Raw genomic sequence first — 14,544 nt, 5'->3', positions numbered from 1 at the left:
TGGTTGGCTTGATGGTTCGATTACGCGAGCTTAATTCGACGCGTACTCGTTTGAATGTGGCGTGCCTCCACTTGCGCTCGTGTGGCTCGCCGACAGCACCGCTTACTCCGTCACCGAGCCGAATCCGGCGCATCCTATCCTCGCCGGGCCGAAGGCCATCGGCGCGGCCATAATGGCGGTCAAACGGCACTGTGGCTCGACGAAGCGACCGGCGAGCGCATCGCCACAGTGCGTGGGACATTGGCGCTGAACTGCTATGGACGAACAGCAGCGGGACGACCCGAACGCTCCTCAAGATCAACACGCATCTGAGCCATGTTCGACTCGGCAAGGCATTCGAACTGCCCCATGAACTGTCGACGGTCGCACGACAACCATGCGTAGCGCGCTGCCGCCCGACTGGCTGGAGAGATGCGCCGACATTGCACTCATAGACGGAGGGCATCCGAATCCAAGGGGAACTCCGATGCGAGCCGACCGGCTGCTACCCGACCACCGCTATGCGGGCGCGATTTTGACGGTGTGACCCTTCGCAAAGGGACAGTTGGCGCTTTCCTTATCAACGCACGCGTGTGGAGAGACCAAGGCGCCGACGATGCGGCGCGTGCAAATGCCGCTGCCGATAACGTCGAAGCGGTGCCCGCGCTGCGCGCACTTGGGCTTTTTGACGTGCTCGATGTCCGCGACCCGGCGCTGCGCGCGTTGATCGACCAACACCTGGCCAAAGAGGCGCGCGTATGAAAGCTGCTGTCGTGACGCGCAAGGGCACTACCCCGGTATATGCGCCCTTTGACGAACCTGCACCGCTCGCAGGCCATACGTTAGTCGACGTTAGCGCGTCGGCCTTGAGTCATGTGACCCGTTCGCGCGCCTCCGGCACGCACTATTCATCCTCGGGCGCGTTTCCGGTCGGACGGCGGCAGGACGGCTCGCCCGTCTATTTTTTCGCGCCGACCGCACCGTTCGGCGGTCTCGCCGAGCGCACGCTTGTCCCTGACAGGCACTGCGTGGCACTGCCCGAGGCGCTGGCGCCGCACGTGGCCGCCGCGCTTGCGATTCCGGGGATGTCATCGTGGGCGGCGCTTAAACAGCGCGCTCGCTTTATCGCTGGCGAGACGGTGTTAATCAACGGCGCGACCGGCACGTCGGGCAGTCTCGCCGTGCAGATCGCAAAGCATCTCGGCGCGGCGAAGGTGATCGCGACCGGCAGACATCGACCGACGCTCTCTGCGCTGCACGCACTGGGGTGCCGACAGCGTGATCTCGCTCGAGGAGGACGAACGCGCGTTGGGCGACGTGTTCGAGGCGCATTTCTGCAGGGGCGTTGATGTGGTGCTCGATTATCTATGGGGCACGAGCGCGCGCGCATTGCTCGTTCGCGCGGCGACGGCGCTGCCTGATGCATATCCGCTTTGCTTCGCGCAGATCGGCTCGATCGGGGGCGACGCGCTCGAATTGCCAGGCGCCGCCTTGCGCGCATCAGCGATCACGCTAATGGGCAGCGGCATCGACAGCGTGCCGCTCCCACGGCTACTGAAGACCGTGGAAGAGGTGTTGCACGCAGCCATACCCGCGCGTTTGCAGATCGCCACGCACACCGCGCCGCTTGCCGACATCGCTTCGCAATGGGCAAACGCTGAAGGCCGTTCGCGCACCGTGCTGATGACGTAAACGATATGCTTTTCCTGTGGCCTGCGAAGGGAAGGCGCATGGATGGCAGTGTCGGACTGGCTTCGGGCCCGTTGCGCCATAAATTCATGACCGCTGTCAGGCTCCACAACGGGTGTCCTGACAATAGCTTATTTGGGCACCACGTCCACCCGAACGCGTTGAGGTAAATCAACCTGCCGGCCGATGCTCTGATGAGAGCGGTAGCAAACTGAATCGCAGGCTTATCCATGCCGACGGCAGAGGTGCGCCCGCGAAGCCATAACACCAGACTCGCCGAGTCACGGAATTGCCGCGACCAGGTGTTCATCCACGCGTCAGCTTCGCCCTCTCATCGACGCCTCCGCTTCATGCAAATAGGTCGTGAAGCCGTCTCTCGCCGGTGAAACGGCGTTGAGCAGCATAAGGGCGCTAACCTGGCCGCGGTGGCCGGTTCCGTGGTTGATGACGTGCATGAGCATTTCCTCGCGGGACATGCAGCCCGGTGCACCATCGGTGAATACAAAATCGATCCGTTCAACTAGGGCGTCGCGGTCGAGCAAAGACACGTAATTGATGTATTCCTGATCGGACGTCCTGATGTCCGCAGCCAGATCGTACAGCGTTGGCAACTCGCTCAGGTTAGACGACGTATAGGGATGAGACTTTCGCTGCAGATGCGCGGCGAAGATCCGGTCGACGACGTAGCTGTGGCTCAGAGCCTTGACGGCCAGTCGGGTAAGGGTGAGTCGACGCCAAGCCCCAAGCCCGGCCAGTCTGGTGAGTAGCTCGTCGTTCGCCCAGGCCTTGTATCGAAACAAATGTTGCAAGGTGTCGTGCATGTCGTGAATCCCCAAGAGTTTTCCGCGTCGCGCCCGTTGCGCAAGGTTCTGCCCTGCATTTCCATCTTGGGTAATGTACGAGCTATCATTCGCTTTTTATACTCGCATTGGTGGCGTGGAAAAATGGCACGCAGACCGCTCACAAAACCCAGGAAAGTCGCCACCCAGCAGCGATCGCGCGCGACCGTCGCCGCTCTGGTTGAAGCGACTGCTCGCATTCTCGTCAAGGAAGGCTTTGACAAGGCCAGCACCAACCGCATCGCAGCGGTGGCGGGAGTGAGCGTTGGTTCGCTCTACCAATATTTCCCCAGCAAGGAGGCACTCGTTGCCGCCGTCATCGAACGCCACCAGCAGGAGATCATGCAGATGGTTCGGGGCGAATTGGTGGGGGTTTTGACCGAATCGGTCGACAAAGCGGTGCACAAACTCGTCGCGGTTGCGGTTAAGGCTCACCGTGTCGATCCCAAACTGCATCGCGTACTCGCGGAGCAGATTCCGCGCGTGGGCAAGCTCGAGAAGCTGGAGAGGTTCAATCGTGAGAACTTCACCATGTTCAGCACTTATCTGGAGAGGCACCGCGACGAACTGCGTATCGACGACCTGGGGCTCGCATCATTTGTATGCGTGACGGCCATTGAGGCGTTGACGCACAACGCAGTGCTGCAGTATTCCAAGATGCTTTCGGACGAAACGATGGAGGCGCTCATCGAGGAGGCGACTCGCCTCGTGACCGGATATCTGAAAAGATGAGCACCAGTCGCACTGCGCCTGTAGCCCGTACGGAGGGGTGGCCTGGAGTCGTACACAAAGCGCCCGTTTCCTCGCCGCCGCGGTCGAGCGTAGCGGCTGTCACGAACGGCCGGTTCGGAAGAACCTAGCCTGCGCCGCAAGTGACCGAAAGTGGCTCTGCCGCGAGTTCCTTCGCACGGGCTTACCGGGGCGATCCGTAAAGGATAGTGACGACCTACACGCGAGGTAGTACTCGCGTCTCATTGAAAGATGTGTTCAACTGGCCGACGTGCGCGACGCCAGATAACGCTGTGGCGGCTCTCCAGTAGCTTGGCGAAACATGACGATGAAGGCACTGGCGCTGCGATAACCGAGCTTCTTTGACACCTGCGTCACTGGTTGTCCTAGTGTGAGCAGCGTGATTGCTTCCGCTACGCGTATTTGCTGGCGCCACGCGCCAAAAGTCAACCCCTTCTCGGCGTTCAGATAGCGCGCCAAGGTCCGGCCGCTGGTTTCGAACTGCTCGCCCCAGAAATCAAGCGTCAGTTCGCTCGCCGGATCGCTCATCATGTGCTCGCATATCTGCAGCAGCCGTGCGTCTCGCGGTAATGGCACACCAGGCTCGGCGAGAGCGGGCGTTTCTTTCAAGACTTTCAGCAATAGCGGCGCGCAGAGCGCAGCGCGGCTTCCCTCGGCGTATCGCTCGCCTGCGCCGCCAAGCGCAATAGCCAGCTCCCTCATCAACGGCGACACGGCGATCACGGCCGGTTGATGCCATGACCAGGGAAACACACGCGGTTCGAAATACACGCTGCACAGTTGCATTTCGCCGACGGCGTGCAGTTCGTGATCGACATCGGACGGCAACCACACGGCGCGCGACGGCGGCAGCGCCCAAGTGCGCGCGGGTGTGAGCACGCGCACAACGCCCTGCACCGCAAACACCAGTTGTCCACGCTTGTGTTGATGCCACGTCACACGTTCGCCATGGCGATAGTCGAAGAGACTTGCGATCACGTCTCGCGGCAACGGAACGCGCTCCGTCGGATAGCGTTTGAGTAGGAAATCTTTCATACCCAGAATAAGTCGTCCGGATGCAATATCGCGAATTGGCAAAGTTTTGTCAAAAATTCGATATCCGATGTCGGCCTGGTGTTTCAGCAAACCGCTAGACTTGTGCCCACTCATGGCTTTGCACCGAATCATCGGTCGAAATGTTAACGATTCGTATTCTCACGTTACTCGCATCTCAACGAGCATTTTGCTCTCAAGCTCTGGGCAGGCACACGCATGCTGTCCCTGGCTCCACCGAAGGTGTGCGCTTCGTGTCGCTGCTAGCCGCGTCGATCCGCAGCGCGCCCGCCCTGCTGCCCGTCGCGCTGGTCGTCAGCCTAGTTAGCGGCGCGGCGAACGCGGCACTCGTCGCCCTGATCAACCAGGCGCCGCGCGCAAGAGGCGACAAGCTGCTTACGCTCGGCCTGCGCTTCGCGGCGCTGGGCGTTGTGGTGCTCGTCATACGTGTGGTTTCGCAGATGCTGTATGTACCTCGGACAGCACGCAAAAGCGCGCCTACACTTGCAGACGATCGGCCGTATCGCGCGCGCGTCGTACCGGGATCTCGAACGATGCGGCGCCTCCCGCGCCATCAACCCGCTGCCGCAGGATCTCGACACCATCGTCGTGTACTTCAAAAGCCTGCCGTCGATCGCGATGCCGCGCGCGGTGATCGCGGGTTGTCTGGTCTCGTCGCGCTTCGCGAAGGGCGACTGCTGATGTGCAGGGACACGGCGGATATCGTCGATCCAGCGCGGCTCGCAGCTATCTATGGCGTGCCGATGTCCGTCACGACCGATGCCGCCATTGGCCGCCGCGTGGGTTTTGCGTTATGACATCGCAGCACCGACGTACACTGCTTCGAGGCGCCGCCGCCCTCTTCGCGTTCTCGCCTGCCGCGAGCGCAATAGGCAGACCCGCGCCACGACGCATCGTCGTATTGAACTGGGAGCTGACCGAGACGCTGCTCGCGCTCGGGCGCGCGCCGGTCGGCATTCCGCTGCCCGCGTGGTACACGAACACCATCGCCGTGCCCCCGCTGCCTTCCAATGTCGCGGATGTTGGCCTTCTATATCCGCCCAATTTCGATGCCCTGCTCGCGCTCGCGCCGGACCTGCTGATCGTCACGCCCGCGCATGCTGGGCTGCTCAAGCCGCTGCGGCGCATCGCGCCGACGCTCACGCTCGGCGCGTACATGACCGACGCGCATCCCTACGCCAGTCTCTGCGCCGAAACCCGCACGATGGCCGATGCGCTCGACTCCCGCGCCCGGGCCGACGCACTCCTCGCCTCGACAGTGCGTGTACTGAGCGACGTCGCGGCGCGCATGCCGCGCGGCCGGCCGGTGGTCGTCGCGGACGTGATCGACGAGCGGCATCTGCGCGTGTACGGCGCGGGCAGTCTCTTCGACGACGTGCTCGCTAAAATCGAAATGCCGAACGCCGCGAATGGACACGTGCGCTGGACGACGAACGGGATGGGTTCGGCGGTCGTGCCGCTGCCACGCCTGCTCGATATCCCCGACGCCGATATTGCGCTGACACAGCCACTCGCGCCCGACATTCGCGCGGCGCTGGCATCGAGTCCGCTGTGGCGCGCGCTACCCGCGGCCCGCGAAAAACGCGTTGCAGTGTTGCCGATCATCGCCCCATACGGCGGTCTCACCTCGATGCAACGATTTGCCATGGCGATGGCGGATGCACGCGTCACTATCGATAACGGCGGAGGCGGGCTTGCGTAGCAACCGCGTCGGACCCACTCGCCCATCCGCCACGCCGCGCGACTGGCGGCTCGCGCTGCTCGGCCTGCTGCTACCCGCCATGTGTCTCGCCGTGCTGCATCTGCATGGTGCCCTCGAAGGCGCGTCGGTCTGGAGAGCGCTCGTCTCGCCCGACCTCACCGACATGCGCGACGTGCTGGTGCATGAGAGCGTGCTGCCGCATATCACCATGACGCTGCTATGCGGCACAGCGCTCGGACTGGCAGGCGTGCTCGTACAACAAGTGCTGCGCAATCCGCTCGCCGAACCGATGACGCTCGGCATCTTTCCAGGCGCATACCTCGCGATCGCCGTTGTGAGCGTGTGGCTGCCGGGCTGGCTGGCCGCGGGCCGAGAACCCATCGCGCTGGCAGGCGGCGCGCTGGCGATGGCCGTCGTGCTCAGCCTGGCGTGGCTGCAACGCATGTCACCGGCGAGCGTGATTCTCGCGGGCATGGTGGTCAATCTGTACTGCGGCGCAATCAGCCTCGCAATCGGCGTCATGCATTTCGATCTGCTGCAGGGTTTGCAAATCTGGGGCGGCGGCGCGCTCGACCAGACCGGCTGGCAACCTGCCGTGCGCGTCGCGGCGTGCGTGGGCGGCTGCGCGCTGGCGGCGGCGCTGCTGCATCGTCCGCTGCAACTCTTCGATGCCGGCGATGCGACCGTGCGCAACCTTGGTGTCGCGGTCGGCTGGATGCGCGGCGTGGCGCTGCTGGTGGCGGTCACACTCACGGCGAGCGTGGTGGCGCAGGTTGGCGTGATCGGGTTCATCGGATTGGCGGCGCCGCTGCTGGGGCGGCTCGCGGGCGCGCGCCGGTTGCGCGAACGGCTCGTATGGGCGCCCCTGCTGGGCGGCGCTCTGCTCTTTCTGACCGATGAACTCGTGCGCCTCGTCACGCAAGGCGAGGTTTTCTCGGCGCACCTGATTCCAACTGGCACCGTCATGTCGATGATCGGCGTGCCGCTGCTGGTCGCGCTGCTGCCGCGCCTGCGCACGACGCCGGACATGCACGAAGTGCACGACCCTGGCACCGCCGTGCACGGAATACGCGCGATGCCGCTCGTGTGGGCGACGCTGCTCGTGATCGCGTGCGCGCTGTCGTTCGTCGTCACGCGCGGGCCACAGGGCTGGCGTCTCGCGCGCCTCGCCGATATCGACGCACTGATGTTCTGGCGCGTGCCGCATCTGCTTGCCGCGCTCGCGGCGGGCAGCCTGCTCGGTACGGCGGGCGCGCTGCTGCAGCGTATGACCGCCAATCCGATGGCGAGCCCCGACCTGCTCGGCGTCGGTTCGGGCGGCATGTTCGGCGTGATCGCGGTGCTCATGATCGCCGGCAGCTTCGAGCCGGCCGCGCTGTTTGCAGGATGCGTGGCCGGCGCGTGCGTCACGCTCGGCCTGCTGCTTTGGCTCGGGCGACGCGCGCAGTTCGCGCCGCAGCGGCTGCTACTCGTCGAACTGTCGATCAGCGCGCTGTTTCAAGCCGTCGTCGGTGCGGTGATGGCGAGCGGCGATCCGCGTGCGGGTGTGTTGCTCGATCTGCTTGTCGTTTCGACTTATTACATCGAGCCGGCGATGGCCTTTGTCACCGCCGCGCTCGCGGTGCTGATGCTCGTCGTGGCGCCACTATTCGCGCGATGGCTCGCGGCGCTCGGCGTCGGTCCGCAGGTGGCGGCGAGCGTCGGCGTGCCGATCGGGCGCGCGCGCTTCGGCCTGCTGCTGTTGGCTGCGTTGTCAACGGCGGCGGCGACCGTCGTGGTCGGGCCGCTGTCCTTCGTCGGGCTGATCGCACCGCATATCGCGCGGCTATCGGGCGGGCGGCGTCCGCTGCCACAACTCTATCTCGCGGCGATGCTCGGCGCCCTGCTGATGGTAGTCTCGGACTGGCTAGGCCGGCAGCTTCCGTACCCGGAGCAGCTTCCCGCCGCTCTCGTCGCGACGCTGCTCGGCGGTCCGTGGCTCGTCACGCTGATTCTGCTGCGCAGCGCGCGGCGCACATGAAGTTTGCATCGAAGTGAAAAGAACGGGGCCGCACGTGCCTCGATAGATAAAACAAATGTCCCCATCCGATTCCAGCCCGCATGCAGCGGGATGACGCCGTTTGGCTATTCAACGATGGGATGTGAAAACATGAAAACAGAGAAAGACCAGCTCGGCGCGATGCGTACGCCGATGACGGGATGGCACGCGCGCATGACGCCGCTGGCACTCGCGCTTCTGACAATGCTCGCCGCGATGCCTGGGCAGGTGCGCGCGCAGGCTGCGAATCCGGCGGGCGGCGACGTGACGTTGCCCGCCGTGACAGTGACCGACAATACCGGCGCTGATGCGACGACCGAAGACACAGGCTCGTACGCGGCGAGATACGCGACCATCGCGGGCAAGAGCGCGCAGTCGATCAAGGAAACACCGTATTCGGTTTCCGTCGTCACGCGTCAGCAAATGGACGACCGCAACGACACGACCATCGAAGAAGCGTTGCGCTATGTGACCGGTGTGAGTTCCGTCAGCTACGGCGACGGCACGGCGTACTTCCGCGCCCGCGGCTCGCAGCTCGGAATCGAGTTCGATGGCACGCCTATCGTCAGCGGCCTGCAATATCTGACGCAATTCGACCTCGCGATGTACGACCGAGTGGAAGTGTTGCGCGGGCCGGCCGGCGTGATCGACGGCGCGGGCGAGCCGGGCGGCGTCGTCAATCTCGTGCGCAAGCGGCCGCAGAATCAGTTCCATCTGACGACGGACACGCAGGTCGACTCGTTCGGCGGCGTGCGGCAAATGATCGACGTCACCGGGCCGCTCAACAAGGACGGCAGTCTGCGCGGGCGCGCGGTGATCGTCGGCGAGGCGGCGCATGAATCCATCGACCGGGCGCGCCACAAGGAATTCATGGCGTACGGCGCGATCGACTACGACTTCACGCCGCGCACGACGCTTTCGCTTTCCGGCGGCTACGACGTCCTGCCGATGTATGGCCTGGACTACGGCGCGAGCGGCGTGCTCAACGCGGATCAGACGGCGCTCGTCGGCCGCGTGCCCAGTCCGTATTTGCAGAACTTCAGCCCGAGCTGGAACAACTCGTACACGTCGATTCAGGAGGCCAACGCGATCCTCGTGCATCGTTTCGAAAGCGGGTGGAAGTCGTCGACCACGCTGTTTTACCGGCACATGCTGACGCGGGCCTACTACGCGTATTCGGGACCGGGCGCCACCGCCGACGGCCTCAGCTATTATGGCGATCAGAACCAGCGCAATACCTACGACTGGTTCGGCGCGGACACCAACGTCTCCGGTCCCGTTCAGCTATTCGGTCATACGCACACGCTGACGGTCGGTGCGAATTATTCGGTGATGTCGTCCACGGCGCTCTCCGGCTTCCAGTCCGTCGACGGTCCGTTCGACGGTGGCACCTTCAGCCTGTTCGATCCGAACGCGGTGCCGCAGGTCGATACGCCTTTCAACTTCGGCACCAACGAGCGCACCGTCCAGTACGGCATCTATGCGCAGGCGCGCATCAAGCTCGCCAGGCCTCTGACGCTGGTGCTCGGCGCGCGCGAAGCGTTCGTGCAGGATCGCACGCAATCGACGCTTCCCGATGTCTCGGGCTGGACGACGAATTCGCAAGTCAACCATCGGTTCCTGCCGTCGGCGGGCATCGTGTGGGATATCGTGCCGGCGGTCACGGCGTACGCAAGCTACGCGCGCTTTCTCGATGCGCAGACGCAAACCACGTTCTCCGGCGCGGGCATTCCGCCGCGCTCCGGCGAGCAATACGAAGTGGGCGTGAAGAGCAGCGTGCTCGGCGGGCGGCTGAATACGAACGTGGCGCTATTCCGTATCAACGACAACAACCGCGCGGTCGATGACCCCGATCATCAGTATTACTACCTTGCGGCAGGCAAGGCACGCAGCCAGGGCCTGGAACTCGAAGTCACCGGCCAGCCGATGCCGGACTGGAACGTCTATGCAGGCTACACCTACCTGAACGAACACTTCGAAAACGATGCCCCCGGCCTCACCGATGGCACGGACCCGAAGCATCTCTTCAAGCTGTGGACGCGCTACCAGTTTTCGCAGGGCGTCATGCGCGGGTTCTCGGTTGGCGGCGGCATGCTCGCCCAGACGCGCATCTCGCGCGGCGTCGAACAGGGCGCGTATGCCATCTTTAATGCGCAGGTGGGATATCGCTTCAACAAGCATCTCGAAGCGACGCTGCAGTTGAACAACATCTTCGACCGAGGCTATTACATTCGTCCACCCGGCCAGTTCTATAGCGTGTTCGGCGACCGACGCAATGTTATGTTAACTGTGCGAACTGACTTCTAAAGTGTGCGCCGACGTCTGGGCGGGTATCAGCCCGGCTGTCGGCAGACAGGCGATGTTCGGCGTCATCCGTTGTCCGCTTATTCGCTTTTCATGAAAGAAGGGGGCGGGACGGACCGCGAGTGGACGTGCGTGGCGAAAAACAGAGCGCCGTCCCGAAAAGGCCGGCGCTGTCAGAGGAAACATCACTCGTCGAGCGGTTTCACGCGCCACGACGCGCTATGGCGCAGCAGTCCCGATCACTCGCCGTCGAGGGTGGAATCGCAGCTATATTGCGCAAGAAGCTCATCCAGTTTGCGGTTTCAACATCGAGTCCGGCCGCTGTCTAACGATCCAGCTACTCCAGTGTCGACGCCTTGAAGTCTTGCCTTCGAGGACTCAACCAGGCGAACCCATGGCCGACTGCTGATAGTTCTGGATGCCCACTTTGTCGACGAGAGCAAGTTGTATCTCCAACCAGTCGATATGACCTTCGGTATCGTCGAGGATTTCGACGAAGATCTCTCGCGACACAAAGTCCTTCACGGACTCGCAGTACGTGATTGCTTCCTTGCAATGCGCCTGCGCGGCCTGCTCGAGCTTCAGGTCGCATTGCAAGACCTCCTGTACATCCTCACCTATGAGAAGCTTGGCCAGATCCTGCAAGTTGGGCAGACCGTCGAGCATGAAGATTCGCTCGATCAGTTTGTCCGCATGCTTCATTTCTTCTATCGACTCGCCATATTCGTGTTTGCCGATCGAGTCGAGACCCCAATGCTCGTAGAGACGCGCATGCAGAAAGTATTGATTGATAGCGGTTAGCTCGTACTTCAGTTCCGCGTTGAGATACTGGATGACCTTCGGATCGCTTTGCATCTCACCCTCCCGATTCACGACGCCATGACATTGAGGATAGACGTTTCAAACGGCCGCGAGGTGAATGCTACCCGCAACGAAAATCATTTCGCTTCGCATCTGATGTGGCAAATTCAGCTTTCCATCGACGGATTCGCGTTCTTCGGTTTAACCGGTTTATCTTCGGCGGCCGGGCGAAGCATATTTACCTGTCTCGCCGACGCCAGACCTGATCCCGTGACAAAGACTGCATGCATGCCATGCGAAAAGCGATTGAGCCGCGAAATAAGGGTACTGTTCGCGCGAACGAGAGCGTTGTAGCCGAGCACGGCAGGAATCGCGACGAATAGACCAAACGCGGTCATGATCAGTGATTCACCGACAGGTCCCGCGACCTGATCGATCGAGGCCTGTCCCGTCGCACCGATCCTGACAAGCGCGTGGTAGATGCCCCAGACGGTGCCGAACAAACCGACGAAAGGTGCCGTGCTGCCGATCGATGCGAGAATCGCAAGCCCGCGCTGCATGCGCGCCGACCAATCGTCCATCGTGTCGTGCAGGTTCCGCGCGATCCAGTCAGAAATATCGAGTCGATCATGCAAGTGCGGCTGAGACTGGTGATGATGCTCCAGCGCCGCCTCACCCGACAGAACAAGCGCAAGAAACGGATTGTCGCCCTTTGACGGCGTGTCGGTGGCGAGTTCCCTGATGCGGTCGGCGACGTCCCCGGATTGCCAAAACGCGCGCTCGGCGTTTCTCGCCAGCCGTTTCAGGCGCATCACGCTCACGCTTTTGATGACGATGACCGTCCATGTCAGTACGGACATGATGAGCAGCGTCAGCGCAATGCCGCGCGTCACGAAATCGCCTTGCGACCACACGTGACCCATTCCGTATGTTTCCATCGGGACTTCCTCGAACATTGGCTACCGCCGATCGCGCCGCGAAACGCCGCAAGCTCAGCGCCCGCGGTGGCCTTCGAGAACCGTCTCGCTCGCGCCGAACGAAGTCTCGATATCGTGCATCGAAAAGGCAAACCGTGACCACGCCTTGCGCGCATAGCGCTGAGTGCCATCACGATAGTGCGGCGATACCGGATCGTCCGATTCCGAATGCGCGAGCAGCGTATCGGCATGCGGGCCGTCGTCGCCGAACCCGACCACCTGCACATAGCTGTTACCGTGCGCATCGCGATCAAGCGCGAGACCTTGTTTGTCGAGGCCATGCAGCGGGCACGCCACTGTGAAGTAACCCTCCGGATCGCATCCTCCGTACAACGGAATTTTTGCGCCGCCACGATCGAGCGCATAGAGCACGTCTCCTCGCGCGGAGTCGAGCGCGAAACCGTTGCGCGTCAGTGCGACGGCTGCGCCAGCCAACGCGCGCGCAACCTCGGGATTGGCGCTCTTGAATCCGGCGGGCGTCACGAGAGGCCGCTGCGGATCGAAAGGCTCGGCGTATAGCTGCGCGTCAGAGATCTCGCTCGCACGGCGCCAGAACTGGTCCCACAGATTCGCGCCGCGCGCGTCGACGGATGCCGTGCCATTCCAGTCACGCAGTACGCGACACGGCACACTCAGATCGACGATTGCAGGTTGTGTGCCCTTTTCCTTCACTTCGACCGCGCGCGGCTCGCTTCCCGGCTTACACACCGAATCGAGCAACGGCTGACGCGCAATTCGCTCGGACATCGATGTGCTGTCGAGCACGGCGCGCTCTAGCGAATCGCGCGTCGCGCCTCCGGGTTCATCGACGATCTGCGCGGCAAGCGCATGGCCGAGCCGCGTGCGCAGCGACTGTGGCGTGCCGGTCTCGCCCGTCACGTGATCGAAGCCCGTGAGCGGGGTGTGCGGATTGGTCAGCCAGTAGCTGCCATTGAAGTTGCCGACATAGTCGGTGTTCATGAGGCTCGGCATGCGCTCGACGGGCAGCGCGCCGGCTTGCACCGGCTTACGCGCACCTTGTCCCCAAGCACACGCGGCGCGCGAGCCGTCAAGAAACGGTACCCCCGGCGCCTTCGCATCAAACGCCCGGCCAAGCGGCGTCGTACATGCGGCGACGAGCGAATCAGGTGCATCCGGCACTGCGCCAATATCAGCAAACCAGACACGCGGATCATTGCGTCCGATCGCAAATGTGTTGACCCAGGGCATTGCCGCGAAACGCTTCTGGATGGACAGGAACTCATTGAGCGATTTCGCCTGGTTCCACGCAAGAAAATTGGCGAAGGCGCGTGAGTTGTCCGCATTCACGTCGCGCAACGCGAACGCGTGCTGAGCGCTCCATGCGAGTTGCGGCGCCATCGACGAGAGATCGACGAGCGGACCGTAGCCCGACCGGTACAGCGTACGCGTGACCGCTGCGCCATCGCGTGTCTTCACGGTTATGCGCACAGGCTGCATCGGCTCGATCTTTCCGTCGACGATGTAGCGTGTCGGATCAGCGGGTGCGAGCTTCAGTTCGAACACGCCAAAACGCCGCGCGTTCGATACCGTGTGCGTCCACGCGATATCGCCGTTGAAGCCGATCACGATCACCGGCACCGCGAGAAACGACACGCCGGCCACGTCGAGCTGCCCGGGAATCGTCAGTTGCGCTTGGTAGAAACGGTCCGGGCCGTTCCAGAACCAGTGCGGATTCCCGAAGAGCAGGCTCTTGCCGTCCCGAGTGTCCTGACCGCCGAACGCGAGCGCGTTGCTGCCGATGCCTACGTGTCCGCCCACGTTCAGCGACACCTGCTGGTTAGGCGTTTCATCGGGTTTGCGCGCGCCCGGAGGCGCCGCATTCGCGATGCCTTCGAGAAAGCGTGCCGCGCCGCCCGCGAGGCTGAGCGCGATCAGACGGCGGTATAGATCGTCGCTGCTGATGTGCCCGACCCAAGGCGCATTCGCGCATTGCGCATGCGCGCCGGGAAAGCGGCCGGTTTGCAGGTCGTCGACGTAGCGATCGTAGCCATCGGCGAAGCCATCGATCAATTGACGGAGCTTCTGCGGTTGCGCGGACTTGTAGCGCTGCACGGCCGCATCGTCGGCCATTAGGCGAAAGAAGAAATCGGAATCGAGATTGCGCGGCCGGCCAAACGACGACGGGGCCGTCGCGCGTGTATCGGAACCGAAGTTCGCGGCGCGCTCGCCGCGCCAGGTCACGAAGGAATCCGCGAGCGTACAGAGATCGTCCTGAGCCTGCGAATAGCCCACGCCGTAGCCCAGACTGCCCCAATCGTCGGCGCGAATATGCGGCACACCGTCCTGAGTACGCCAGATGCTCGCGTGGTAATCCTTGTTCGATGAATCGTTTTGCAAGGCACAGCCGAACAGCAACGCGGCCGCACAAAGTGCGAAGAAGAGTCGATGCAT

10 protein-coding genes and 2 pseudogenes are annotated in these 14,544 nt (G+C 62.9%); 7 read left to right on the top strand and 5 right to left on the bottom strand.

Going from position 1 to position 14,544, the window contains the following annotated elements; translation table 11 throughout:
• Positions 1-466: 466 nt before the first annotated feature.
• Both AWB80_RS36740 and AWB80_RS36735 read left to right on the top strand, forming a co-directional pair.
• Positions 467-741: pseudogene (locus tag AWB80_RS36740) on the top strand (hypothetical protein).
• A pseudogene (locus AWB80_RS36735) lies at positions 738-1,671 on the top strand (quinone oxidoreductase family protein). The pseudogenes AWB80_RS36740 and AWB80_RS36735 overlap by 4 nt, the downstream one beginning before the upstream one ends.
• A gap of 314 nt (positions 1,672-1,985) precedes the next feature.
• On the opposite strand, the gene AWB80_RS36730 reads toward AWB80_RS36735, so the two are convergent.
• Complete coding sequence (locus tag AWB80_RS36730) at positions 1,986-2,489, bottom strand: DinB family protein (protein WP_061179545.1); 504 nt, start codon at positions 2,487-2,489, stop codon at positions 1,986-1,988.
• Between AWB80_RS36730 and AWB80_RS36725 the strand changes: the two genes are divergently transcribed.
• Positions 2,469-3,239 (top strand): TetR/AcrR family transcriptional regulator, encoded by a 771-nt coding sequence (locus AWB80_RS36725; protein WP_244206929.1) that lies wholly within the window; start codon positions 2,469-2,471, stop codon positions 3,237-3,239. The two genes, AWB80_RS36730 and AWB80_RS36725, sit on opposite strands and share 21 nt — an antisense overlap.
• Before the next feature lie 255 nt (positions 3,240-3,494).
• Here AWB80_RS36725 and AWB80_RS36720 read toward each other — a convergent pair whose 3' ends face one another.
• Positions 3,495-4,406: an AraC family transcriptional regulator gene (locus tag AWB80_RS36720; protein ID WP_244206928.1), complete on the bottom strand. Its 912-nt coding sequence runs from the start codon at positions 4,404-4,406 to the stop codon at positions 3,495-3,497.
• Between the two features lie 26 nt (positions 4,407-4,432).
• On the opposite strand from AWB80_RS36720, the gene AWB80_RS43625 reads away from it, so the two are divergent.
• The 4 genes from AWB80_RS43625 (at position 4,433) to AWB80_RS36700 (ending at position 10,357) form a co-directional block, all read left to right on the top strand.
• Positions 4,433-5,107: a hypothetical protein gene (locus tag AWB80_RS43625; protein WP_143328202.1), complete on the top strand. Its 675-nt coding sequence runs from the start codon at positions 4,433-4,435 to the stop codon at positions 5,105-5,107.
• Positions 5,108-5,211: 104 nt separating this feature from the next.
• Positions 5,212-6,012, top strand: a complete 801-nt coding sequence (locus tag AWB80_RS36710; protein WP_061179541.1) for an ABC transporter substrate-binding protein — start codon at positions 5,212-5,214, stop codon at positions 6,010-6,012.
• Positions 6,005-8,032 (top strand): Fe(3+)-hydroxamate ABC transporter permease FhuB, encoded by a 2,028-nt coding sequence (gene fhuB / locus AWB80_RS36705; protein WP_061179540.1) that lies wholly within the window; start codon positions 6,005-6,007, stop codon positions 8,030-8,032. Before AWB80_RS36710 ends, fhuB begins: the two co-directional genes overlap by 8 nt.
• A gap of 129 nt (positions 8,033-8,161) precedes the next feature.
• The gene (locus AWB80_RS36700; protein ID WP_244206926.1) at positions 8,162-10,357 is read left to right on the top strand and encodes a TonB-dependent siderophore receptor; all 2,196 of its coding nucleotides are present in this window, start codon (positions 8,162-8,164) and stop codon (positions 10,355-10,357) included.
• Between the two features lie 375 nt (positions 10,358-10,732).
• Here AWB80_RS36700 and bfr read toward each other — a convergent pair whose 3' ends face one another.
• The 3 genes from bfr to AWB80_RS36685 all read right to left on the bottom strand — a co-directional run bounded on the left by bfr (position 10,733) and on the right by AWB80_RS36685 (position 14,544).
• The gene (bfr, locus tag AWB80_RS36695; RefSeq protein WP_061179539.1) at positions 10,733-11,209 is read right to left on the bottom strand and encodes a bacterioferritin; all 477 of its coding nucleotides are present in this window, start codon (positions 11,207-11,209) and stop codon (positions 10,733-10,735) included.
• 113 nt (positions 11,210-11,322) lie between these two features.
• A complete protein-coding gene (locus AWB80_RS36690; protein ID WP_061179571.1) occupies positions 11,323-12,093 on the bottom strand; it encodes a MotA/TolQ/ExbB proton channel family protein in 771 nt (256 codons plus the stop codon).
• A 54-nt stretch (positions 12,094-12,147) separates the two neighbouring features.
• On the bottom strand, positions 12,148-14,544 hold the full coding sequence (locus AWB80_RS36685) for a penicillin acylase family protein (RefSeq protein ID WP_061179538.1): 2,397 nt from the start codon (positions 14,542-14,544) through the stop codon (positions 12,148-12,150).

Source organism: Caballeronia pedi (genome assembly GCF_001544915.2).
GTDB classification, from domain to species: domain Bacteria; phylum Pseudomonadota; class Gammaproteobacteria; order Burkholderiales; family Burkholderiaceae; genus Caballeronia; species Caballeronia pedi.
Note: the sequence above shows the minus strand (reverse complement) of the source record. Positions and strands in the feature narration are given on the sequence as shown.